At 37.0% G+C, this 24,773-nt stretch carries 26 protein-coding genes; 13 read left to right on the forward strand and 13 right to left on the reverse strand.

All coding sequences use genetic code 11. From position 1 onward, the window contains the following. Nucleotides 1-215: 215 nt before the first annotated feature. Nucleotides 216-449, reverse strand: coding sequence for a hypothetical protein (locus tag Q9Q86_RS04830; RefSeq protein WP_004911406.1), 234 nt, complete (start codon nt 447-449; stop codon nt 216-218). A gap of 226 nt (nt 450-675) precedes the next feature. Between Q9Q86_RS04830 and Q9Q86_RS04835 the strand changes: the two genes are divergently transcribed. The 6 genes from Q9Q86_RS04835 to Q9Q86_RS04860 all read left to right on the forward strand — a co-directional run bounded on the left by Q9Q86_RS04835 (nt 676) and on the right by Q9Q86_RS04860 (nt 5,053). Continuing rightward, nucleotides 676-1,035: a hypothetical protein gene (locus Q9Q86_RS04835; RefSeq protein WP_004954146.1), complete on the forward strand. Its 360-nt coding sequence runs from the start codon at nt 676-678 to the stop codon at nt 1,033-1,035. A 106-nt stretch (nt 1,036-1,141) separates the two neighbouring features. Further along, nucleotides 1,142-1,471, forward strand: a complete 330-nt coding sequence (locus Q9Q86_RS04840; protein ID WP_112986409.1) for a hypothetical protein — start codon at nt 1,142-1,144, stop codon at nt 1,469-1,471. 118 nt (nt 1,472-1,589) lie between these two features. Further along, entirely contained in the window at nt 1,590-2,729 is a 1,140-nt protein-coding gene (ftsY, locus tag Q9Q86_RS04845) for a signal recognition particle-docking protein FtsY (RefSeq protein ID WP_004954150.1), read from the forward strand. 246 nt (nt 2,730-2,975) lie between these two features. Next, on the forward strand, nt 2,976-3,572 hold the full coding sequence (locus Q9Q86_RS04850) for a nitroreductase family protein (protein ID WP_112986408.1): 597 nt from the start codon (nt 2,976-2,978) through the stop codon (nt 3,570-3,572). Nucleotides 3,573-3,791: 219 nt separating this feature from the next. Beyond that, nucleotides 3,792-4,469 (forward strand): DUF2057 family protein, encoded by a 678-nt coding sequence (locus Q9Q86_RS04855; RefSeq protein WP_112986407.1) that lies wholly within the window; start codon nt 3,792-3,794, stop codon nt 4,467-4,469. A gap of 53 nt (nt 4,470-4,522) precedes the next feature. After that, nucleotides 4,523-5,053 (forward strand): GNAT family N-acetyltransferase, encoded by a 531-nt coding sequence (locus Q9Q86_RS04860; protein ID WP_112986406.1) that lies wholly within the window; start codon nt 4,523-4,525, stop codon nt 5,051-5,053. Nucleotides 5,054-5,140: 87 nt separating this feature from the next. Here the strand turns inward: Q9Q86_RS04860 and Q9Q86_RS04865 are convergent, their stop codons facing one another. From Q9Q86_RS04865 to Q9Q86_RS04900, 8 genes are all read right to left on the reverse strand, one after another. Next, nucleotides 5,141-5,437: a cyd operon YbgE family protein gene (locus tag Q9Q86_RS04865; RefSeq protein ID WP_004911382.1), complete on the reverse strand. Its 297-nt coding sequence runs from the start codon at nt 5,435-5,437 to the stop codon at nt 5,141-5,143. 4 nt (nt 5,438-5,441) lie between these two features. Beyond that, nucleotides 5,442-5,543 carry a cytochrome bd-I oxidase subunit CydX gene (gene cydX / locus Q9Q86_RS04870; RefSeq protein WP_004653762.1) on the reverse strand — a complete coding sequence of 34 codons (102 nt, stop codon included), beginning with the start codon at nt 5,541-5,543 and terminating at the stop codon, nt 5,442-5,444. 14 nt (nt 5,544-5,557) lie between these two features. Continuing rightward, the gene (gene cydB / locus Q9Q86_RS04875; protein ID WP_075696540.1) at nt 5,558-6,703 is read right to left on the reverse strand and encodes a cytochrome d ubiquinol oxidase subunit II; all 1,146 of its coding nucleotides are present in this window, start codon (nt 6,701-6,703) and stop codon (nt 5,558-5,560) included. Continuing rightward, nucleotides 6,700-8,277, reverse strand: coding sequence for a cytochrome ubiquinol oxidase subunit I (locus Q9Q86_RS04880; RefSeq protein ID WP_004962109.1), 1,578 nt, complete (start codon nt 8,275-8,277; stop codon nt 6,700-6,702). The genes cydB and Q9Q86_RS04880 overlap by 4 nt, the downstream gene beginning before the upstream one ends. After that, entirely contained in the window at nt 8,277-8,468 is a 192-nt protein-coding gene (gene cydP, locus Q9Q86_RS04885) for a cytochrome oxidase putative small subunit CydP (RefSeq protein WP_004911375.1), read from the reverse strand. The genes Q9Q86_RS04880 and cydP overlap by 1 nt, the downstream gene beginning before the upstream one ends. A 544-nt stretch (nt 8,469-9,012) precedes the next feature. After that, on the reverse strand, nt 9,013-9,624 hold the full coding sequence (locus Q9Q86_RS04890; RefSeq protein WP_112986405.1) for an OB-fold-containig protein: 612 nt from the start codon (nt 9,622-9,624) through the stop codon (nt 9,013-9,015). Nucleotides 9,625-9,644: 20 nt separating this feature from the next. Then, complete coding sequence (locus tag Q9Q86_RS04895; protein ID WP_017397586.1) at nt 9,645-9,950, reverse strand: Rieske (2Fe-2S) protein; 306 nt, start codon at nt 9,948-9,950, stop codon at nt 9,645-9,647. 16 nt (nt 9,951-9,966) lie between these two features. Then, nucleotides 9,967-10,980: an adenosine kinase gene (locus Q9Q86_RS04900; protein ID WP_112986404.1), complete on the reverse strand. Its 1,014-nt coding sequence runs from the start codon at nt 10,978-10,980 to the stop codon at nt 9,967-9,969. Between the two features lie 278 nt (nt 10,981-11,258). Here Q9Q86_RS04900 and Q9Q86_RS04905 point away from each other — a divergent pair, with 278 nt between their 5' ends. Genes Q9Q86_RS04905 through Q9Q86_RS04915 form a run of 3 tightly spaced genes read left to right on the forward strand, consistent with a single transcriptional unit; the run spans nt 11,259 to nt 15,910 of the window. Then, nucleotides 11,259-14,198, forward strand: coding sequence for an insulinase family protein (locus tag Q9Q86_RS04905; RefSeq protein ID WP_112986403.1), 2,940 nt, complete (start codon nt 11,259-11,261; stop codon nt 14,196-14,198). Nucleotides 14,199-14,218: 20 nt separating this feature from the next. Then, entirely contained in the window at nt 14,219-15,382 is a 1,164-nt protein-coding gene (locus Q9Q86_RS04910) for a phospholipase A (RefSeq protein WP_112986402.1), read from the forward strand. Then, entirely contained in the window at nt 15,383-15,910 is a 528-nt protein-coding gene (locus Q9Q86_RS04915) for a cysteine peptidase family C39 domain-containing protein (protein WP_112986401.1), read from the forward strand. On the opposite strand, the gene Q9Q86_RS04920 is transcribed toward Q9Q86_RS04915, so the two are convergent. The 3 genes from Q9Q86_RS04920 to ilvA all read right to left on the reverse strand — a co-directional run bounded on the left by Q9Q86_RS04920 (nt 15,898) and on the right by ilvA (nt 19,593). Beyond that, entirely contained in the window at nt 15,898-17,235 is a 1,338-nt protein-coding gene (locus Q9Q86_RS04920; RefSeq protein WP_075696535.1) for a TrkH family potassium uptake protein, read from the reverse strand. The genes Q9Q86_RS04915 and Q9Q86_RS04920 overlap by 13 nt on opposite strands. Then, nucleotides 17,236-17,886 (reverse strand): TrkA family potassium uptake protein, encoded by a 651-nt coding sequence (locus Q9Q86_RS04925; protein ID WP_004911349.1) that lies wholly within the window; start codon nt 17,884-17,886, stop codon nt 17,236-17,238. 162 nt (nt 17,887-18,048) lie between these two features. Next, on the reverse strand, nt 18,049-19,593 hold the full coding sequence (gene ilvA / locus Q9Q86_RS04930; protein ID WP_171265899.1) for a threonine ammonia-lyase, biosynthetic: 1,545 nt from the start codon (nt 19,591-19,593) through the stop codon (nt 18,049-18,051). Between the two features lie 98 nt (nt 19,594-19,691). On the opposite strand from ilvA, the gene rpiA reads away from it, so the two are divergent. Beyond that, a complete protein-coding gene (rpiA, locus tag Q9Q86_RS04935; protein WP_112986400.1) occupies nt 19,692-20,363 on the forward strand; it encodes a ribose-5-phosphate isomerase RpiA in 672 nt (223 codons plus the stop codon). Between the two features lie 2 nt (nt 20,364-20,365). Further along, nucleotides 20,366-21,058: a M48 family metallopeptidase gene (locus Q9Q86_RS04940; protein WP_112986399.1), complete on the forward strand. Its 693-nt coding sequence runs from the start codon at nt 20,366-20,368 to the stop codon at nt 21,056-21,058. On the opposite strand, the gene Q9Q86_RS04945 is transcribed toward Q9Q86_RS04940, so the two are convergent. After that, complete coding sequence (locus tag Q9Q86_RS04945) at nt 21,051-22,568, reverse strand: hypothetical protein (protein WP_112986398.1); 1,518 nt, start codon at nt 22,566-22,568, stop codon at nt 21,051-21,053. The genes Q9Q86_RS04940 and Q9Q86_RS04945 overlap by 8 nt on opposite strands. 297 nt (nt 22,569-22,865) lie before the next feature. Between Q9Q86_RS04945 and argC the strand changes: the two genes are divergently transcribed. Together argC and Q9Q86_RS04955 are read left to right on the forward strand one after the other, a co-directional pair. Beyond that, on the forward strand, nt 22,866-23,921 hold the full coding sequence (argC, locus tag Q9Q86_RS04950; protein WP_171133436.1) for an N-acetyl-gamma-glutamyl-phosphate reductase: 1,056 nt from the start codon (nt 22,866-22,868) through the stop codon (nt 23,919-23,921). Between the two features lie 81 nt (nt 23,922-24,002). Continuing rightward, nucleotides 24,003-24,752 (forward strand): DUF6776 family protein, encoded by a 750-nt coding sequence (locus tag Q9Q86_RS04955; protein ID WP_004911333.1) that lies wholly within the window; start codon nt 24,003-24,005, stop codon nt 24,750-24,752. The last annotated feature ends 21 nt before the right edge of the window (nt 24,753-24,773 follow it).

Genomic DNA, 24,773 nt, shown 5'->3' on the forward strand with positions numbered 1-24,773 from the left:
GAAATATACTTTGCATTTATGTTTAATCAATTCATCAAAATCGTAAGCAAATATTCTAATTATTTCAATAAATCGTAATCTGCATCACATTTATTGAAAAAAGTAAGCTCTAATTAAATTTTAGATGCTAAAGAAATTACATTTTTTAACTCAGATAAAGATAACTTTTTATCTTTGTTGCAGGCATAAAAAAACGCCACCTAGGTGACGTCTCTTTATGCTTGTAAGGTTGCCATCTTTTGCCAGTATTGAGCTTTAAGTGAATCACGCTCTACTCGGAAACCTTGATAATACAATTCTGCTAGAAATAATGCTGCTTTACCATGACCTGCTTTTGCTACTTCTTCAAGTTCTTTCACTGCATCTTGAAAGTTTTTTTGCGATTGAATGGTATTAACCGCATTTGCATACACATGCTCTAGTTCGTGTTGTGTGAAATGTTGAATCATATATAACTCCTTATTTTAATTATGATTACCGCAAATTCTATCCAAAGACACTTTACTTTGAATATAAGCTAATTTAACTTTGAATTGTTAAATTATTATGACAAAAATAATGGAATTGTCAAATATATCGAGTGTCTTTCTGTAAATAAAAGCTTACACGATTAAACATTTCTAGCAAATAATTTTAAGTAAAATCAAAGTGAAAATAATAGAAAAGGAGAATAACATGTCAAACGTAATCGATGGTTTAACCTTTGATGTTCCACCATCTGAAAATCAAATTATTGAATTGGCACATCATCATCGAAAATTACTTGATGAGGCTATTTTCCATCAAGAAATTCATTTGGGTGATTATTGTTTAGCTCAGCGTAAAAGGGTTTATGATTTTGCGAGTACGCTTAGCCCAGAGCAAAAAGATCGTTTTTATGAAATTTATAACGGAGAGCTGCGCCGTATAGCAGATGATGATGATTTACATCCAGCAGATGCAGAAAGTGGAGTGGGAATGTTTGCTGTATTTGTTAGTTTAGTGATTATTGCATTTATCCTTTACTTCGCCTTTGTACGTACATTAGTAAGTTGACCTATAACCATCACGTTCAATAAACGACATTTTGGCGGCTTATTGAACGTGAGTCTTGTACTGAGTTACGTAGGCACATACACTACTTCTAATATTGAGGTTAGTCATGCTGTCTAAACATTTAAAACATAAAATCTTAGAGCTAAAATTAGGGCATAAATTAGATCAGTTTAATGTCTATTTAGTGATATTTATTCTAATAGCCATTTTTATTCTTTCATTTAATGCTCTGCTACGACCAGTGACTCAGGATCAATATCTGAAGGTTATGCAATTGGCTGAACAAGCTAGCCATCCTAAAACGCAGGCTATGGCTTTGAATGTTTTACAAGCTCAAAAAATTCGTCGGGTCGAATATTTAAAACTATTAAATGCGTTTCAATTTGAATCTACACGTATCCAAGAATATCCTGCACTTTCGCTCGATGATGAATGAGTTTTAATCAAAGTAATTTAATTATAAATGAGGGATTTGTAGCAGTCGGGAAAATAAAATCTATTTATGCTAGACTGACCATCTTTTTAAAAAGCTGCTTTATTCTCAAGGAATTGACATGCAACAGCAATCGAATATGCAAAATAAATTCTTGATAGATGCTGATATCGGCGATGATGATGTCACATTACCGAGTTTACCTGCTGTCGATGTTCCCATTATTGAGCCAGCTGTAAAAACAACAGTTGAGACAACACCTGCACCAGCTACTAACGTCGAAATAACTGAGCAACATCAATCAGTATCTTCAGAAGAGGAAGAAGAAACCAAATCAACAGGTTTCTTTGGACGTATGAAGGATGGATTAACCAAAACTCGTCGTAGTTTTACCGATGGTATGGTCAATATTTTGATCGGTGGTAAAGAAATCGATGATGAGCTATTAGAAGAAGTTGAAGAACAACTTTTGGTTGCAGATATCGGTGTTGAGGCAACAAAAACAATTATCGCAAATCTGACAGAGCGTACAGCACGTGGAGATTTGATCTATTCACATGCTTTGTATAAAGCATTGCAAGAAGAGTTGGTAGCATTATTGGCTCCTCGTGTGAAGCCACTACATATTGATCCTAACAAGTCTCCTTATGTCATTTTAATGGTAGGTGTAAATGGTGTTGGTAAGACAACAACCATTGGTAAGCTTGCAAAACGTTTACAGGGTGAAGGAAAGAAGGTCATGCTTGCCGCTGGTGATACTTTCCGTGCCGCAGCGACTGAACAACTGCAGATCTGGGGCGAGCGTAACGATATCCCAGTTGTTGCACAGGGTCATGGTGCAGACAGTGCTTCTGTGATTTTTGATGCATTCGAAAGTGCCCGTGCAAAAGGCATCGATGTTCTCATTGCTGACACGGCAGGGCGTTTGCAAAACAAATCTAACTTAATGGAAGAGTTAAAAAAAGTTAAGCGCGTAATGCAAAAGATAGATGCGACTGCACCACATGAAATTATGCTTATTGTGGATGCTGGTACAGGGCAGAATGCGATCAATCAAGTACAGCTTTTTGATGAGGCTGTTGGCTTGACTGGTATTACAATTACTAAGTTAGATGGTACTGCTAAAGGTGGTGTCTTATTCAATATCGCAAGTCGTACTCATGTGCCGATTCGTTATATCGGTGTTGGGGAAAAGATTGACGATTTGCGTCCTTTCTCTGCTAAATCATTTGTTGCTGCTTTGTTCGAGACTGAGAAATAATTTTTAATTTTTTAGCTTATTCTTTTAAAAAGAGGTTCTTAGAGCCTCTTTTTTTATATTCAAAGCAATGAAAGGAAATTAAGGTAAATCTACAGCTTTATTGTGATCTAAAAATATGCAACCATTTATGGTCGTTTCAAAAATAAAACGATCTGTTATATTTTTTGGTCTACTAATAAAAAATAAGCCGTTATACACTACATTCAATCCAAGATAACACCCAAAGGGTAAAAGAGGAATAACAACATGAGTAACTTTTTAAACAGCATCAAAGCTCGCCGTACGATTTATGCTATTGGCAAAAACGTGACAGTAGATCAAGCGAAAATTGAAGAAACGATTCGCGAAGCAGTAAAACAAAGCCCTTCAGCATTTAACTCACAAACATCTCGAGTTGTGACGCTTTATGGTGAATCACATACAAATTTCTGGAACATCGTTCGTGAGACTTTACGTAAAATCGTACCAGCTGAAGCATTTGAAGGCACAAATCAAAAAATTGATAGCTTCGCAGCAGGTTTCGGTACTGCATTATTTTATGAAGATCAAGATGTTGTAAAAGGTTTACAAGAACAGTTTGCTTTATATGCTGATAATTTCCCAGTATGGTCTGAACATTCAAGTGCGATTGCTCAGTTTGCAACTTGGACGGCGCTTTCTGAAATTGGTATCGGTGCATCATTACAGCACTATAATCCGATTGTAGATGCGGAAGTTGCTGAGACTTATAATATTCCTGCAAATTGGAAATTACGTGCTCAGTTAGTATTTGGTTCAATTGAAGCACCAGCAGGCGATAAACCATTTATGGATGACGCTGCACGTTTCAAAACTTTTAACTAAGTTTTCAAGATTATTAAAAAGGGCACTTTCAAGTGCTCTTTTTTGTTTTGAAGTAATGGGTTCGTCTAAAGTTCTATTTTTTATATCACTAAAAAAGATGTATATCTAATAAAAGCCGAATTGTAAGCACGGTCGGTTTGGTTTATTGTCATAAAATAGTCACAATCTCGTAGCATAGTGCATACGGTTTCGTAAATAGTTTATATCGAGAAGAGTCTAATGTCTTTAAGAGTTGGTGTTGCTGCTTTAGGTTTATTTTTAAGTGGTTCAGTTTTTTCAGCAGTTACAATCACTGCACCAGAAGAAATTGTCATTCTTGCTGTAAACGGTCAAGAAGTAAATAATGGTCTTCTCGCATCAAAAAAGAATAACTATCAAGTTGATCCTGGTAATTTGACGGTCAATGTACGCTATCGTGAATATTTTGAGCATTTAAATGGTGAGCATGACATCGTTAAATCTGGCGTTGTAACTTTACAAGCTACAGAACTTCAGGATAACCAGTCTTATGTACTTGGATTAGTGAATGCGCCTAAAAGTTTTGAAGCTGCAAAGAAATACGCTGAACAACCAACTGTTGCTTTGTATGATCAAAACAAAAAATTAGTTGTGCAGCAAACAGGTGCGAATAATGAAGCTCAACCATGGTTCACTGGTAGTAATTTAATTAGTCGTACTCTAGATTTAACTAGTAAGAATAAAAATAATGCAGTAAATCAACCAGCACCAGTTTATGGTGCAGCAGCAACTAATCAAGTTATCGAAGCACCGATTGCAACTGTTGCGAGTACAAATTCGATCAAATCCACAGATCAGCAATTGGTTGATTTATGGCAGAAAGCCTCTAAAGCTGAACGACAAAAGTTTATGGCTTGGTTAGCAGGTCAAACTAATTAACTTTTTAGTATCTGTTTAAAAAACCGATGTTATCATCGGTTTTTTATTGGCTCATGATTATTAAAATGTACTTAGATATAAGAAAAGCAAGAATTGAAGATATAGATCGTTTGGTTGAAGTCATTAATGCGGCTTATCGAAATCAATTTGGTCGAAGTTGGACAACAGAAAAAGACTACGTAAAGGGTGCACGTATATCTAAGCAGCAATTAATTTCTGATCTTAATAATAAAAATTATGAGTTGTATACAGCCCAATTTGAAGAAAAAATAATTGCTTGCATTGGACTGACCCTCATGCGTGAATTTGTAGAAATAGGGACATTTGCAATTGATCCCGATCTACAAAATTTAGGCATAGGGCATCGAATGTTGAGTTTTGCTGAAAAATATATACGTGACACTTATGCTGATGTTTTGAATATTAATCTTTATGTACTTAGTGTGCGTAAAGAACTTATTGAATATTATGAACGTAGAGGATTTAATCGCACTGGTGTTGTTGATGATTATCCAATAACTGCGGAGGTAGGAATACCATTAATCCCAGTAAGTCTAGTTGAAATGACTAAAAGAATTAGGTGATTGGTTTGTGTGTGTGAAGTAATTTAATTGTAATTACGTTATGTGAAAAAAGAGGAAGTATGAACTTCCTCTTTTAATATTGATACATTAATTACCTAACCAAATAAAATATCCCAAAAGCATTAAAGGCCATGCGATAAAAGGGCTAAATAACCATTTCCACAACCAAAATCTAGGTACAAATCCTACACCATGAATAAAACCACCTGAAATCCCAATCATGACTAACATGAGTATGCTGTGATTATAGTGACCATTTTCATCTAGCATGAGTGCAGGATGAACTAATAAAATTGCAGCAAGAGGCAATGCCAACAAAAAGGAAACGGTCATTGCAACAATTTGCGCTTTACTATTCTTTGGTGTTGACATGACTTGAGCCATTTTATTATTCCTCATCTAAGTCTTGGTGATGTTCAATATAGAGTGCACTAAGTACCCCAGCAAAACATGCCATCAAAACGCCTAGAATCCATGCAAAATACCACATTTCACATCTCCTGATTAATACAAACTATGAGAGTTTTCTTCAATATGTTTGTTGGTGATGACACCCCACATTTTGTAGTAAGACCAAGAGGTATAGATCAAAATGATAGGTACGAAAATACAAGCAGCTACTGTCATTACACCTAATGTTTTATGACTAGAAACAGCATCCCACATGGTTAAGCTTGATGTTGGATCAATACTTGACGGTAATAAGAATGGGAACAATGAAAAACCTGCTGTTAAAATTGCACCAACAATCATGAGGCTTGTACCTGTAAAACTAGCTGCTGCTTTATGTTTTGCTGCACTAATAATGACCAGTAAGGCTCCAAGAATTGCTGCAATAGGTGCTGCCATCGTGATTGGGTAAGTTGAATAATTATTTAACCAACCATGATTGGCATTTGTTACCACATCTTTTGCAAGTGGGTTTAATGCCGCATTTGTATCTACTGCCACTGCATAACTATAGCCTGAGATATTTCCAAAGAATAACCATGCACCTGCAGCCAAAAAGCATACTAGGAATACAATTGCCATGATTTGAGTTGCTTTGGCTGAGCGATTATGGAGATCACCATCTGTGCGCAACATTAACCATGCGCCACCATGTGCAGACAGCATACTTAAACTCACCAAACCACAAATAAGTGCAAATGGATTCAATAATGCAAAGAAACTACCTGTATATTGAGAACGTAGAGTTTCATCTAGTGTGAATGGTACACCTAAGAATAAATTACCAAATGCAACGCCAAATACTAGAGCAGGAACAGCGCCACCAATACAAAGTCCCCAATCCCAAGAGTTACGCCATTGGGTATTTTCTAGCTTAGAGCGATAATCAAATCCAACTGGTCTAAGGAACAAGGCAAAAAGTACCAATAATAGAGCCCAATACATTCCTGAGAATGCAACTGCATATACCATCGGCCATGCAGCAAAGAGCGCACCACCTGCGGTAATAAACCAAACCTGATTGCCATCCCAGTGTGGCGCAATCGTATTGATCGCAGCACGACGTTCTGAATCAGTTTTTCCTACAAATGGCATTAATGCCATAGAGCCCATATCGAAACCATCGGTGAGGGCAAAGCCAATGAGTAGTACACCAACCAAAACCCACCAAATAATTTTTAGGAGTTCATATTCGATCATGATTGAGCCTCCTTAGTGTTTGCAGCTAGTTTCTCAAAGTGATATTTACCAGTATGCAAAGAACTTGGACCTAAACGTGCAAATTTGATCATTAAGTACATCTCGATAATGAGCAATACAGTATAGAAAGCAGCTAGGGCGATAATTGAACCCCATACATCACCAGCACTCACACTAGAAGCAGAAAGATGTGTAGGTAAGATTTCACCAATTGACCACGGTTGACGACCACCTTCTGCGACATACCAACCCGTTTGTGCTGCAATCCATGGTAGAGGTAAAGCAAACAAGGCAAACTTAAGTAACCAAGGTTTATTCTCTGCATTACGTTTAGCCACAGCCCAAGTTGCAAGAATGAAGAGCAAGAGCATTAGGAAGCCTGAAGCAACCATTGCACGGAATGAGAAGAACAGTGCTGCTACGTTTGGAATAGTGTCTTTTGTTGCAGCCTGAATATGAGCTTCAGTTGCATCAACAACGTTTGGTGTATATTTTTTCAATAATAAACCGTAGCCAAGATCTTTTTGATTTTGCTCAAAAGATGCTAGCAATTCTGGAGAGCGATCACCAGCTCGTAACTTTTCCAACTCGCTGTAAGCAATCATACCATTACGGATACGGACTTCATGTTCTTTCATGAGATCATGTAAGCCTGTAACCTGTTTATCCGTAGAACGAGTAGCGATGATACCCATCACATAAGGGATTTTAATCGCATAGTCTGTACGCATCTCTGCTTGGTTCGGGATACCAAATAGAGTGAAAGCAGCAGGTGCAGGTTCTGTATGCCATTCAGCCTCAATCGCAGCGAGTTTAGTTTTTTGGACGTCACCTAACTCATAGCCTGACTCATCACCAAGTAAGATGACTGAAAGTGTAGATGCTAGACCGAAGATCGCAGCAATAGCGAATGAACGACGTGCAAATGGTAAATCACGTTTCTTTAACAGGTAATAGCTTGAGATTGCCAATACAAAGATTGCGCCAGTGACATAACCAGCAGAAACAGTATGTACAAATTTTACTTGAGCAACTGGGTTGAAAATCAAAGCGCCGAAATCAACCAACTCCATACGCATGGTTTCGTAGTTAAACGCTGCACCAACAGGGTTTTGCATCCAACCGTTTGCGATCAGAATCCATAGCGCAGACATATTCGAACCGATTGCCACTAACCAAGTTACACCTAAATGCTGGACTTTAGATAAACGATCCCATCCAAAGAAAAACAGACCGATAAAAGTGGATTCGAGGAAGAAAGCCATTAAGCCTTCGATGGCAAGTGGTGCACCAAAGATGTCACCTACATAGTGAGAGTAATATGCCCAGTTTGTACCAAACTGAAACTCCATTGTTAAACCAGTGGTAACACCTAAGGCAAAGTTAATCCCGAAGAGTTTTCCCCAGAATTTGGTCATATCTTTATAAATCTCTTTGCCTGAAATCACATATGTGGTTTCCATAATGGCAAGAATAAACGCAAGACCTAAAGTTAGAGGGACGAAAAGAAAGTGATACATTGCGGTCATTGCGAATTGGAACCGCGAAAGATCGACCACGCTTTCAGAAATCATCAACGTGTCTCCTGATTGTTGGACATGTCGCCAGCAATACGCTCAGCGACTTCATTGTTAAAATCTTTGGGAATTGTTGGGGCATCAAACCAGATGTTTTTAATCACAAGCAAAATCACAACTTTAATAATAAGAATGATTGTGATTTCACGGATTAATTTCCGATTAGGATCTTGAGAACTCGTGTTCATAGAACTTAGCCTCATATTTAAAAGATATAAAACATTATTAAATAAAATTTATTAAAAATAAACCTTTAGGATAGTTTAAATAAAAATAAACAATAAAAATTATCAAAAACAACTATTTATGTGTATTGTTGATTAATTTTAATTCTAATTATTATCCAACTAAATTAATTGGTTTTTATTATTTTAAACTTGATTAAAACAGTTGTGATTTAATAATATTATTCCGATTAAAAAGGTTTGATTTAATGTTAATTAATTTAATCTAAAACCAAGTAAAACAGTATGATAATAAAATATCTAGTATTTACATATGCTTATAAAGTCACTTACATAAATAAATAAAATTAATGATTAAACAGTACTAAAACCTAGTGTAATTGTAGAGTTTATTGTTGAAATTGTGATGCAATTCGCTATATGCGCTTTTAGCTAAAGTAGAGTGATAGGAGGGCTGATCTAAATGACAAATATTGTTACTCTTTTTGTAACTGTTTGTAATTTTTGATCGTTTGGTGAGCGTTTTGCTTTTGATAAGAATGAAAAATTAATCAGGCGTAAAAAGTTTGTTCGAAATAGATATTTTTTTTGCCAAATAATGAGAGTTGGATCTTCGGCTAATGAGTAGAACCTGAGACTGTAACTCCAGTTCACCGTATTCTGGCTCAACCTGAACATAATAAAGTTGTCCAAATTCATCTCTTACACGCGCTTGTGCTGAAAAACCAGGACGCGCGTTCCCTGTTGAAATGGTTGCTAAGCGACCAACAAGATTTGAATGAGTGTGGGTAACCTTGGGTTTAATGACCTGATCCAGACAGTGAATCATAAAAACGGTAAAGAATATGTCGATGACTAAAGCTGGAATGAATAAATAGTAAGGTGAAATAAAATAGTGTTGAAGTGCAAAAAAGGATAGTTCAAGAAAGTAGCCGGCAAAACTAAAGTTAATCAGTAAGAACACGACGATTAAATATTTTGAGAATTTAACATTTAAAAGAGGTGAGTTCAGTAACCATTCTGGTGTTAGTTTTTTAACTAAAGAACTTGGACGTAAACCTACAAAAATCCCAATAGTTTCCGCTATGCTGAGAAAAATCAAAGCCACAACACTCATGTGAAATGGCATCAGATAATAATTTAGAAAAAACTCAGTCATAGCAGAAGTCTTATTGCGTATTAATCAATATAAATACCACCATCAGAGTGGACTTCCAAATTTACCTTCTGAAGATGTTCACCTAGGCATGGACCTGAAATACATTCGCCAGTTTCAACTGAAAATAAAGCTCCATGGGTTGAGCATTGAATGTATTCACGATCTTGATCCAAGAATTGATTTTCTAAGTATTCCAGTTCAGTTTGTAAGTGAGGACAAATGTTTTGATATGCATAAAAACTTCCATCTTTTTGTGTAATAAAAATGGTTGTTCCCTTCATGGTGTCAAATGCACGTGACTCACGTTCTGGGACTTCCTCAGTCATGCAAATTTTTTCCATCTTAAGCACATTCCTGTTGAGCATTTTTAAATTGTTCAAAAAGTTTAGCGTAGTTTTCTACACTTAAACGAGGGCCAAATTGAGCGACAACTTCACTTGATATCAAGATTGCGAGCTGTGCTGCTGCATCCAGTGAAAGTCCAGCGTTAATTGCATATAAAAACGCACCCGCAAAGGCATCACCAGCACCATTTGTGTCTACAGCATTCACATGCCGACCTGCAACATGAAATTGATTTGCAGGATCAATAATGACTGCGCCATTTGCCCCTTGAGTAATTACGATATGTTGGTTGTTAGATTTTAAAACCTCAATTGCTGCATCGAGCGTTTCAGTATTCGTGAACATAAGTGCTTCTTGTTCATTACAGAATAATAAATCTACACCATCATCCATTAACTCTTCGAGACCTTGGCGTGCATATTGCACCATCGCAGGATCTGAAAGAGAAAGGGCGATTTTAACACCATGTTCTTTAGCAAGAGCACGAGCTTGTTTGACAGCAGCTCTTGCTGTGTCGCTCGTAGATAAATAACCTTCGATATATAGCCATTTAGCAGTTTTTAATGGTTCGAAATCTATTTGCTCAGCAGTCAATTCTGCTGTGATGCCGAGAAAAGTGTGCATTGTACGTTCAGAATCAGGGCTAATCAGTACCATACAGGTACCTGTAACACCATTGCTGATTGATTTGCTCGTTGTGCTAATCCCAGCTTCATTTAGTCCATTCAAATAAATAGAACCTAATTCATCGTTACCTACACGGCAGCCATAAAAAGCTGAACCACCTAATGCACTGAAGGCTACAGTTGTATTTGCTGCAGAACCACCACTTGCCTGACCTTTATAAGTTTGCGTTTTTTGTAGCTGTTGAAAAAGAGCTGTTTGTGTTTCACCATTGGTCAACTGCATCGTACCTTTTTGCAAAGCATGTTCTGTTAAAAACTCATACGAAACTTTAAATTCTTGGTCAATGAGCGCATTACCAATTGAAAAAAGATCAACAGTTGCCATGTTTGTCATCACAGTTAAAAATCAAAACATGAAGTTTACACGAATGCTCAAGATTACAGTAGTTTGTTGAAGAAAATTCACTTCATTTACGGTGAGCTTTCCATGCTTATTATTTTTAATGTTCAAGGACTGGAATTAAAAAATATCTGACATCAATTTTGTGTCACTCGCTGCATTTTTCTACAAAAACATAGTAATTTACATGGATATCTGTAGGGATTGTTCGGTAGACTCAGTATCATAAATTGTAATCATTTTATTAGATAATTGGAGAACTCATGACTGTCGATGTTTCTGAAAGCATTAATCAAACTATTCATCCTGCGTTTCAGCTATTACGTCAACACCATGTAGAAGCACTTGATATTCAAGTATCTGAATATAAACACAAAGTGACAGGCGCAATTCATTACCATTTGGCGACTTCTCACGACGAAAATGTCTTTTTAGTTGCGTTTAGAACTCAGCCAATGGATTCCAAAGGTGCTGCACATATTCTTGAACATACTGCATTATGTGGTTCAGAAAAGTTTCCTGTACGTGACCCATTCTTTTTAATGATCCGTCGCTCATTAAATACATTTATGAATGCATTTACAGCCGCAGATTGGACAGCATATCCATTTGCCACTCAGAATAAAAAGGATTTCCAAAACTTATTGTCTGTTTATTTGGATGCTACATTTGCTGCAAATTTAAATCCTTTAGATTTTGCGCAAGAGGGTATTCGTATTGAGTTGGAAAATGATCAGGCAGTTTACAAAGGTGTAGTCTTTAATGAAATGAAAGGTGCAATGAGCTCACCTACAGATCAACTTTACCATCAACTAGCTCATCATTTATTCCCTGAAACTACCTATCATTACAACTCTGGTGGTGATCCAAAGGATATTCCTGATCTGACGTATGATCAGTTGGTTGATTTCTACAAAACTCATTATCACCCAAGTAATGCTGTATTTATGACCTTTGGTAATCAAAGTGCTTATGATTTACAAGAGCAATTTGAAACTTTAGCGCTTCATAAGTTTTCTAAAGGTACAACTTTATATTCAAAACCAGAAAAGCGACTCACAGCTCCTCTTGAAGTGATTGAGAATTACGCGGTTGATAGTGAAGATTTGAAAGATAAAACTTATCATGTTTTATCTTGGTTATTGCCTGAAACAAGTGACATTAAATTACGTTTAGGTATGCGTTTGGTTGAAGGTATTCTTCTTGAAAATTCTGCTTCACCATTACGTCACTATTTGGAAACTTGCGGATATGCACAATCAACTGGTCCGTTGATGGGCGTTGATGATAGTAACTTTGAAATGACTTTCTATTGTGGGGTTCAAGGCTCAAATCCAGAGCACGCAAATGAATTCCGTGATGGTGTGTTAAAAGTTTTGAATGATGTTGCTGCTAAACCAGTTGATACGGATTTAGTCGACGCGATATTGCATCAAATCGAATTGCATCAACGTGAAATTAATGGCGATGGAACACCATACGGACTTAGCTTGATCTTAAATGGTTTAGGTAGTGTTATTCATCATAATGATCCTGTTCACGTTTGGGATGTTGATTCTGCGATAGAACAAGTCAAAGAAGAACTCAAAGATCCAATGTGGTTATCTAATTTAATTCAAACGCATTTGTTAGATAATCCACATCGTGTTCAAATGACGCTGGTACCAGATGCCACTAAATCAATCAAAGAACAACAAGCTGAACAAGCGCGTTTAGCTGAAATCACTGCAAATCTAAATGATGAACAGAAGATTGAGATACAAAAGCAAACTGAAGCTTTAAAGCAGCGTCAGGATACACCTGATGATTTAGATTTATTACCAAAAGTTGGTTTGGAAGATATTCCAGCAGAGTTGCAAATTGTACAAGGTCAATTACGTGAGATCATTTCAAATGGATTAGACACTCCATTGAATCTCTATCACGCTGGAACCAATGGTATTTACTATCAACAAGTTTTAATCCAAATCCCAAATGAAATTGTGCAATCGCCATATTTTAATTTGCTTTCAATTTTGATGGGCGAGGTTGGTGCAGGAGAATATGATTATTTAGAACTTCAACAAATTCAAACAGCCGTCAGTGGAGGTTTGGGTATGGGAGCTTCATTACGAAGCAAAGTTGATGATAAAGATCGTATCAGCGCATGGTTAACTTTAACGACCAAATCACTTACTCAAAAATTAGATGCGATTCAATTGTTGAAGTTAGCATTTGAGAAACTAAGATTTGATGAAAAAGATCGAATCATAGAGCTGTTACAACAACGTAAAACTCGCTGGCAGTCTCGTTTATCAGGATCTGGCCATAGTTATGCTATGCAGACTGCTTCACGTCAAATGAGCGCATTGGCACGTCGTGATTATCATAATACGGGTTTAGGTGCATTAAACTGGTTAAGTGATTTAGTGGCTAAAATCGATAATGATGAAGCAGCTTATCAGGCATTAATTGATGAGCTTAAGGCGATTCACCGAAAGCTTTTACAAGCACCAAAACAGTTTTTATTGGTTTGTGAAGAACATCATTCAGATCGTTTAGTGGAAGAAATCCAAAATGTCTGGGATAAGTTAGATGTCAGCAAAGAACCCGTAACATTAACCTCTCTGGACCACGTAGATACAAATTATGATGAAGCTTGGTTAATTCAGTCAAATGTTCAGTTCTGTGCATCCGCTTATCAAGCTGTAGATGTTGCACATGTTGATGCGGCTCCACTTATGGTATTAGCGGCATATTTGCGTAATGGTTATTTGCATAGTGCTATTCGTGAAAAAGGTGGGGCGTATGGTGGTGGAGCAAGCTATGATGGTAATGCCTGTGCTTTCCGTTTCTATAGCTATCGTGATCCTCGTTTAGCAGAAACCTTTAATGATTTTGAAGCGAGTATCCAGTGGCTATTAAATGCTGAACAAAAAGAACATCAACTTGAAGAAGCAATTCTTGGATTGGTGTCTGGTATGGATAAGCCTGGGTCACCTGCTGGAGAGGCAATAACGGCATGTTATGCATTACTACATGCACGCACACCAAAGTTCCGTAAACTTCTACGTGAACGATTATTGAATGTTACTTTAGCTGATTTACAAAGAGTTGCAAAAGAATATCTATTGGAGCAAAAACCTGTGAGAGCAGTAGTGGCTCCATTTGCTAAACGTGAGGAGTTACAAAACTTAGGTTTTGAAATTCAGCAAGTCAATTAAAAGAAAAATTGGAGACCGCTATGACGTTCAAAAAAATTGAACGTGCTCAATTGGAACTAAGTATACTCGCTATACTTAGTTCTTTTGCTGCATCGAACACCTTTGCACAAGTCGCAGAACCTGCCACTCCAGCTACTGTCGAAGCATGTGTTGCATTAAGCTCAAGTGCAGACCGCTTGGCTTGCTATGACAGCATGTTTAAAGCTCCAACCGTCATTGAGCCACAGGTTGCAGAACCAATGGTAGCGGCTGCACCTCCCGTTAAATCAAAAGAGTTAGAAAAAAGCCCGCCTGAAAGTTTAAAAGATAAAGTGGTTCAAAAGGTCAGCGATTTGAATCTGATTGGCGCTGCTCCGAAATTTGATCCAAATGTATCTTTACTAGATCGACGTTGGGAGTTGTCTGAAGAGAGTAAACTGGGTGTTTGGAATATTCGTGCGTATCAGCCTGTTTATTTACTGCCAGTTTTTTGGACAAGTGATAAAAACGAATATCCAGAGAGTCCGAATCCAAATAACACAGTAACAGATAAGCAAAATTTGACTTCTTCTGAAGCTAAATTCCAGATTTCCTTAAAAACCAAAGCTTGGGAAAATATTTTCGGAAATAATGGTGATCTATGGTTGGGTTATACGCAATCATCACGCTGGCAAGTTTATAACTCAGAGGAGTCTCGTCCATTTCGAGAAACCAACTATGAGCCAGAAGCGAGTTTAATGTTTAGAACAAATTATGAACTTCTAGGGTTAAATGCACGCTTATTAGGTGTGACGCTGAATCACCAATCAAATGGTCGTTCAGATCCATTATCAAGAAGTTGGAATCGAGTTATCTTCAATCTTGGTTTTGAGAAAGATAATTTTGCTTTGATGCTGCGTCCTTGGTATCGAATTGAAGAAGATGTGAAAGATGATAACAACCCTGATATTAAAGATTATATTGGGCGCGGAGATTTGACAGCTTTCTACCGACACAAGGAAAATGATTTTTCACTTATGTTGCGCCATTCACTGAAAGGTGGTGATAAGTCACATGGGGCTGTGCAGTTTGATTGGGCATTTCCAATCAAAGGTAAGTTACGTGGTCATCTACAACTGTTTGATGGCTATGGTGAGAGTTTGATCGATTATAATCATCGAGCAACTTATGTTGGACTTGGTGTTTCTTTGATGAACTGGTACTAAATGAGTTTAGACATTCCTGATCCATTATTGCAGCTTGAGGCAAATTGTGGGGTTTTTGCTGTCTGGTTGATTCTAAAGCAATATCAATCAAATATTGATATTGCTGAGCTTACTCAATTATGTCGGCATGATTATAACGAAGGAACCTTTACAATTGCTTTGGCAGTAGCATTGAAGAAGCTAGGATTTGAAGTCTCATTCTATACCGCTCCTGACCCTGATATTGATGAAATTGAAAAGCAAATTTACTTAGAGGCGAAGCAACTTCAGATCCCAATTAGACCTGCTTTGACGTATGAGATGATTCAGCAAGCCTATGAAGATGGCAAATTTGTTATTGTGTTTTATGACACATTAGATGGCGCAGGAAACCAGTCGTTGATCTACTCTATTGATGTGCAAGAAATTAGTTTTTGTGATCATTTTGAGGTTATGTCAAAGGCTGTATTCGAGCAACAATACCAAGCTGATGAAATCTGTCAGCAAGCTATCGTGATCGAGCAGCCTTTAAACTTTTATCCAATCTGAATATTTGCATTTGCATGTTTCAAGCGGCTCTTTTTAGGCGTTGCTATGAGATATGCAAGGGTGAGTGGACCTAGTCGTCCCGTATACATAAGCAAGCTTAATACAAATAAACTACCATCATGTAATTCGCCTGTCACACCACGAGAAAGTCCAACCGTACAAGCAGCTGAGACGACTTCAAACATCAAATCTAAAACATCTAATTTTGGTTCAAGCAGAAAAAGCGTAAAACACCCGATAAATACTAACATGCCTGTAATTGCAGCTACGGCTAAAGCTTTATAGGTCGTTTCATGAGAAACAGAGTGATTAAAAATACGAATTTCTTCGTTACGTCGTAAAAATGAAACAACAGTAAGTAATAAGATCACAAATGTTCCAACTTTTATACCGCCTGCCGTACTTAAAGAACCACCACCAATAAACATCAATAGCATAGTAAGTAGCGCGGTACTATGCTCCATTGCACTGGTATCGATGGTATTAAAACCTGATGAACGAGGAACTGTAGCCTGAAACCATGAGTTCATTGCTTGTTCACCTAATGTCATTGGACCAAGTGTTAATGGGTTATTTGATTCTAAAAGCCAAATAAGAATAAAAGCGATAAGATTTAAAACAAGAATAGTACTGAGTATAAGTTTGCTATTCGGTGTTAATTTACTCCATCTTTTATTCTGTTTTACATCAATCAGCACTAGAAAGCCGATACCACCCAGCGTATAAAGCATACTAATGGTTAAACAGATCAAATAGTGACTTTGAAAGTTGATTAAACTATTGTCAAATAAAGAAAAGCCTGCATTGTTGAAAGCGGAAATACTGTAGAAAATCGAATAATACAATCCTCGCCCTACACCATACATTGGAATAAATGATGTACTCAGGATGATTACACCAATTAATTCAAATAATAAGGTATAAAGTACAACGCCTTTTGCTACGAATGTAACTTTAGATAAGCTTGTTTGCCCTAGACTGTCTTGAGCCATCATTTGTTGTTTAAGACCTAATTTGGGTGCCAAACTAAGAGCAGCCAAAATCGCGAAGGTCATAAAACCTAAACCACCAGATTGAATCAATAATAAAATTATAACTTGTCCGAGATGGTTAAATGATTCATTTAAATTCACCACAGATAGACCAGTAATCGTGACCGCTGAAGTTGCAGTAAACAAAGCATCCATCCAGCTTAAGTTTCCTTTGTTTGCAATCGGAAGTTTAAGCAGTAATGTTCCAATAATGATAAAGCTTAAGAACCCAATCGCGAGCAATGTCGGTGGGCTAAGATTAAATATCTTTTGCGAATTTATTTTTATGGTCATTTAGAGGAAGCATCCCGATAATTTTTTTAGATGGGTGAGTAATCCTTCTAATATGAGTACGTCACCTGTTTGTAAGGTAAAACTAGAGTCGATTTCATAAATAATTTGTTCATCACGTTTAAGTAGTAAAAGTTTGATATGAGGTTCTTGTTTGAGAATGCCTGATAGATTTACCTTGTTTAGTTTCTCATGCACAGGCACTTTAATGATGTAATGATCATGATCGAGTGCCATGTAGCGGCTAACCATAGGATAGTTAAGCGCTTGCGCAACTCGAACCCCCATGTCTTCTTCAGGATGAATAATTTTAGTGATATTTAAGTGAGAAAGAATTGTGTGATGAGCTTTGGTTTTAGCTTTTACTAAGATTTTTTCTACACCCAAATTTTTGAGGTTTAATACACACAAAATACTTGCTTCAATATCTTCACCAATTGCAACAACAACGGCATCACAATTTTGAATATTCAATTCTTCTAGTACGTGCTCATCTGTAGCGTCAGCAATAACGGCATGAGTGATTTGATCAGCCAAATTTTCCACATTGCGTTTGATCGTATCAATTCCAATAACATCATGATTCAGTTTAGTGAGTTCTAATGCAACAGTCGCCCCAAAACTTCCTAAACCAATGACTGCAAACTGTGCCATAACAATCCTTAACTAAATGAAAAAAATATCTTTTTAACTATTTTAAGACGGAATAATTTGAGCGTGTGTAATCATTTGTGTGCAAAGAAAATCAACTTATAAAAAGACAATATTCAAAATAAAACCGACATATTTGTCGGTTTTAAATCAGATCAGATTTACTTATTTGAGGAAACGTTTATATCCAATATTATCGCTAATTTCAGCATATGGATATGTGATTTGCTCTAAAGTTTCAATCAGACCATCTGGATTTTGCTTCGCATCAGTTGCCTCTAAACCAACCAAAACACGACCTTCAGCTGCACCATGATTACGATAATGGAATAAAGTGATGTTGTGGGTTGGGCCGAGACGCTCAAGGAAGGTTAATAGTGCTCCAGGTCGCTCAGGGAATTCAACGCGGAATAGACGTTCATTTTCAATGTTAGCGTGTCCACCGATCAAATAACGGATGTGAAGTTTAGCTACTTCATCATCAGATAAATCATCTACTTCATATTGCTGTTTGAGCATTTCATGAATTTCATGGCGTTCAGTTTCACCACCTTTCAAGCTAATTCCGACAAACACTTGAGCTTGATTGCTATCACTTGCACGATAGTTGAACTCAGTAATGTTGCGTCCTTGCAATGAACGGCAGAAATTCAAAAAAGCACCTTTCTGTTCTGGAATCGTAACAGCGTAAATTGCTTCACGACGTTCACCGAGTTCGGTGCGCTCAGCAATATAGCGTAAGCGATCAAAGTTCATGTTCGCGCCACACACAATTGAAACCATGTTCTTATTGTTTAATTGGTGTTCAGCTACATATTTTTTGATACCTGCTAATGCCATTGCACCAGATGGTTCAACAATACTACGGTTTTCATCAAAAGTATCTTTAATGGCAGCGCAAATTTCATCTGTATTTACTGTCACGATATCAGGTTCTACGATAGGTCCTGAATTATCAGATTTGCGTAGACGAACCATTTCGAAAGGTAATTCGCCTATTTGTGCTACTGCTGTACCATCCGCAAATAAACCAACATGAGGTAGAATTACACGTTCATTTGATTCTAGTGCTGCTTTTAAACAAGCTGATTCTTCGTATTCAACACCAACAACTTTAACATGTGGTGCAACTTCACCTAAATATGCTGCAACTCCAGCAATCAAGCCACCACCACCAACAGCAACAAAAACATATTCAACATCACGCCATTGACGCAATATTTCATTTGCTATGGTTCCTTGACCTGCAATGACCAATTCATCATCGTAAGGTGGAATGAAAACTAAACCTTCATCTTCTGCGCGTTGTTTGGCATATTTGTTCGCGACATCAAAGCTATCGCCGTGTAAAACGACCTGACCACCAAGATTTTTTACAGCCTGAACTTTAATATCAGGTGTTGTACTAGGCATAACAATGATCGCATGAATTCCTAGTTTTTTTCCTGACAGAGCAACACCTTGAGCATGATTACCCGCAGATGCGCAGATAACACCACGATCCAATTGATCTTTTGGTAATTGACTAATTCTGTTATAAGCACCGCGTAATTTGAAAGAGAATACAGGCTGTAAATCTTCACGTTTAAATCGAATATTATTATTAATTTTTTGACTAATTCGTGGAGCTGCTTCAAGCGGTGTTTCAATCGCAACATCATAAACCGTTGCTTGTAAAATTTGTCGTACCACACGAGACAGCATGTTCATCTTCCCTATAACAGTTTAAAATAGTCAGTCATTGTAGCAAACCCCTGTGCATTTGCGCTGTTTTCTTGCAGCAAATGTCAAAATAGTTGAGTGAAGTCATGAGTCTATATGCAACCCAAGATGAAAAAAAACAAGCTGCGGCAAAAGCAGCTTTAAAGCATTTGCCTAAAGGCGGCATTTTGGGCGTAGGAACAGGAAGTACCGTTAATTTTTTAATTGATTTATTACCTGAATTGCAATTAGAAGCTGCAGTTGCGAGTTCAAATGCGACAGCAGAGCGCTTAAAAAAACTTGGCATCGAAGTTGTAGATATGAATTCAGTAGGTGGTCTAGATGCTTATGTTGATGGTGCAGATGAAATTGATCGTCATATGCACATGATCAAAGGTGGCGGTGCTGCTTTAACTCGTGAGAAAATTGTTGCTTCAATTGCGAAAAAATTTGTATGTATTGTTGATGACTCAAAGTGGGTTGAGCAATTAGGTCGTGATTTTCCTTTACCTGTTGAAGTCATTCCGATGGCGCGATCAGCTGTTGCACGTAAAATTGTAGCTTTAGGCGGTGATCCTGTTTATCGTGAAAGTGTTGTGACAGATAACGGAAACGTAATTTTGGATGTTTATAACTTAAATATTTTAAATGCGATTGAGTTAGAGAAAGCACTCAATAATATTCCTGGTGTTGTTACAAATGGAATTTTTGCTTTAAATGCAGCTTCTATTGCAATCGTAGCTACCAATAATGGTATCGAAGAACGTACTGCACAATAATAATGCAATCTGTAAAATCAGACGAGAAACTACCAGAAATTAAAATGGTTCGACACGCAAGAGCTAAGAATTTACGCCTGCGTGTGGATCCAACTGGAATTCGTCTGACCGTGCCTTTATTTTGTTCACAGCGACAAATTCAGATGTTTCTCAATCAATCAGAACAATGGTTGATTGAGATATGGGAAAAACAACAAAAGCAAAATCCCAAGTATTCAGAATTTCCTGAACACTTACAATTGTTTTATCATTCAAAACCATTTTCTGTAATTCAACAATCTCAACGTATGATTTTTAAATTTGATTGGGAAAATAACATATTGCATGTTAAAAATGATCAGATTGAAAGAGCACTACAATCTGCTGTTTTATCTTACAGTAAAGAATTTTTACCCATATTCCTAAATGAGATGAGTAGAGAAATTGGGTTGAGTTTTAGGGACTGTTCAATTCGAAAACCAAAAACACGATGGGGTAGTTGTAGTTCGCAGCATGACATCATGCTAAATGCGGGTCTAGTACTTATGCCTGAATATTTAGTTCGATCTGTATGTATACATGAATTGGTTCATACGGTTCACTTTGACCATAGTGCAGTTTTTTGGGCTGAAGTTGAAAAACATGACCCAAATTATTTGGAGAATCGCAGGCAACTGAAAAATAATCAATTACCTGCGTGGTGGTATGTTAAATAAACTTACATTCAAGTTGTGTTTTTGATAATTGATCAGGTGCCTTTCGCACATCTAAACCATAACTAGCACTTTGAACTTGATTTTCCTTAATTTTTACTTGAAGGAAAGCATATTCTAATGAAACATTATTTGGTTCAGTTGAGCTACTATTTAGAATATATTCTCTTGTCGTTTTGTTGACTTGTAAAAGATTATCTGTACTGTCTGCATCAAGTACTGAACGATAAATTTGAGTTCCTTTGATAAGTTCAACCGCACCATTAGCACGTATATTGAGTGTGCAGTTATTCGTATTGTCTTTATAACTACCAATTAAATATTCAATAGATGGCAAGTTGGGGTTTAGATTGTTAACGCCAGTTATTCCTTGTTTGCAGGCAAATAATGACCCATTACAAGTCTCAGTACTATCTATGAAACCAACAGCTCGGCGATAGTCTCCAGCACCAGACACTCTGAATACTTGTGAGGAGTTAAATCTAGGTTCCTCACCAGCATACAATTTATCCTCTAATTGACGATAGCCATCAGGATTAACAGTCGCTTGTTGGTAATTGTTTGCAAGTTTCAAAACCGCTTGTTTTAAAGAAGATGCGAATAAATTTCTGGTGTTCTCTTGATTCTTGGCAATATCAATAAGATTGTTTTTTGCAGGATCAACATTATCGGGTGGGGTTACCACTAATGTTTTTAAGACACTATTGTCCCCGCGAATAAGTTTTGAATCCAAATAACCATCTTTTAAATCCAGTGCAATGTTCTTGGTAAATTCATCATATGAATTTGTTGGATATACATTTGCCCATTGTTGAATATAACCAAAACTAAAGTAAGTGTTTATATATAGTGCAAGTCGAGAAACAATATCCTGTTGTATGAACACATTAAGTTGGTTAGAAGTATTTAAATTAGGAAAGTCATTGCGGTGAAATGCTCTTAGAAGTGCTGTGTTTACATCTTGAGTGGCTAAAGATAAATGTAGCTCACTAATTTGAGTTGGATCTACTGTCTCATTTGGTAAATGACCAGACCGGATTAACGCACGCTGGTAGATAGCCTCAGAACTTGGATTGATGAAGATTGGTTGTGTTAAATTGCTAGTATCTACTTCGATCAATGCATGTTGTGTAATATTCAACGGTTTGTATAGACCACTTAGAAAATCAAAAACCAAAGAACTAGGTTTTGTTGATAATTCAATTCTATAAAGACGTTTAGTGTTTAAAACTGAAGGTAGTGTAACTGTAAGATTAGATGTCGTGCTCGCTTGTTGCTCTAAGACGAGTGTGTTGTCAAAGTTATCATATAACTTAACGACTACATCACGCATCTCAACCGGAACTTTGATATCGAAATTCTTTGGTTTAGGAACAGTCACTATAGGTACTGGGTCATTTTTTGCTTCACTTTCACCACTACCACAACCAACCAAGGCTGTACTGATTAGTAAAGTGCTAACACCTAGACATAAAAATTGATTTAATCTTTGTTTTGTTCTCAAAGAAGGCATTCCAGCTCTCCAAAATTCTGCATCCATGAAAATTATTATTTCCGCTTGGGTTTTATTCTATGCGAATATCCTATTCATTCAATAGAAATTCATGATCAATGGTCGTTTGGTATCATTTTTTATAAATTAGATGCTTAAGTTTGACTTGTTCTGTGCAATTAAGCCATCCCATGACAATTATTTAATGATACTTGAATTTAGTTTTCTTATAGAAATCTTCATACGTGGTGCAGACTTATAGATTGAGAAATATGAGTCAAACTGCCATACTAGCCAACAAATTCAAGTATTGAGGTGCTGCACGTGATTTCTGTTGGTATTGTTGGGGGAACTGGATATACAGGCGTTGAATTATTACGTCTTTTATTAAGACATCCGCAAGCCCGAGTTGATGTTTTAACATCACGTACAGAAGCAGGAAAACGTGTAGCTGATATGTTTCCAAGTCTTCGTGGACACACTGAATTAGAGTTTTCTGATCTTGATCTAGATCGTCTCAAACAATGTGATGTTGTTTTTTTTGCAACGCCACACGGTGTAGCAATGCAACATGCTCAAGAATTGATTGATTCCGATACTAAAGTTATTGATCTAGCAGCTGACTTTCGTTTGCAAAATCTTGCTGAATTTGAAAAATGGTATGGCATGCAACACAGCTGTCCAACTGTTTTAACTGAATCGGTTTATGGTTTGACAGAGCTTAATCGTGAAAAAATCAAAAATGCGAGAGTAATTGGTAATCCAGGATGCTACCCGACAACAGTTCAATTGGGTTTGGCTCCGCTTCTAAAAAATGATACAACCCTTATCAATACTCAAAATATCATTATTGATGCGAAATCAGGTGTATCGGGTGCTGGACGAAAAGCAAGTCTTGGCATGATTTATAGTGAAAATGCAGATAACTTCAAAGCATATGGAGTTGCAGGTCACCGACATCATCCAGAGATAGTTGAAGCGCTTGAAAATATTTCTGGGCAAAAAGGGCAATTCAATCAAATTTTATTTGTGCCACATTTAGTGCCGATGATTCGTGGCATGCTAAGCACTATATATGTAGATTTAACAGCGCAAGGTCAGAAGTTGGATATCCAAGCTCTGTATGAAGATTTTTATAAAAATGAAAGATTTGTTGATGTTATGCCTGCTAATAGTTCGCCTGAAACTCGTAGCGTGCGCGGGGCGAACGAATTACGTATTGCTTTATATCGTTTACAAGAAAATAAGCTGATTATTCTTGTCGCACAAGATAACTTGGTTAAAGGTGCCGCTGGTCAAGCGATTCAAAATATGAACTTAATGTTTAATTTTGATGAAGCTGCTGGCTTAGAAGGTATTGGTTTATTACCATAAAAAACGGTTTTATACTTCACACACATTTAAATTTCGATTTAAATGTGTGTTTTGATGTAAGTCATAACGATAGAGATGATGATGGATAACGTTGATCCGACTATTTCACCAGATAGTTCCGCTAACAAAAATAACTTTCTCAAAACGAATTTACCTTTAGTTATTGCTGCTACAGTATTAATCGGTGGCAGTTTTATGCTTGGTTATACCGTAGGTCATCGTCAAGGATTAACAGTTGTTGGTTATGATGCAGATGCAGAGCAGTTAGTTGAAGTTGTACAAAAGCAAAAAACTGCTTTAGATTCAGTTAGCAAAAGTTTAAATGCAGCTGTTCAAGAAAGAGATATGGCTGTAGGAAATGCTGATGAGCTGTTTAAAGCGATAAATCAAGCAAATGCTGATAAAACTCAATTTGAAACAATGAATGCAATTTATCGTGAGACATTGAGACAGCGTGGCGGCGTTAGCTTAACAATTCAGAATCTTGCAGTTAAATCACTTCCTGAAAATGCCTATGAATATCAAATTGATTTAATCCAAGTAAGTCCAAGCAAGCGTCGTGCTGTAGGTACAGTTGAGTTGCGATTGATTAAAGATACAGAAATACTTGTAGTGCCATTAGAAGACAAGAACTTTAATTTTGATGATTTTGAACGATTGACTGGCCGTTGGACAATGCCAAAAGGTTTTGTCCCTCAGTTTATTGAAGTAAGATTATCAAGTGGTGCTACACCTGTGATTAAGAGATTTAGTTGGCAGCGTGGTCAACCAGTAGATGTAAGCTCTGCATTTGTTTCTGAAATTCCACAAGCCGAAGCAAATGCCCAATAATTTAGTAGATCAAGTAACCAA

Origin of the sequence: Acinetobacter sp. A22 (genome assembly GCF_030913345.1) — a bacterium.
Lineage (GTDB): Bacteria > Pseudomonadota > Gammaproteobacteria > Pseudomonadales > Moraxellaceae > Acinetobacter > Acinetobacter junii.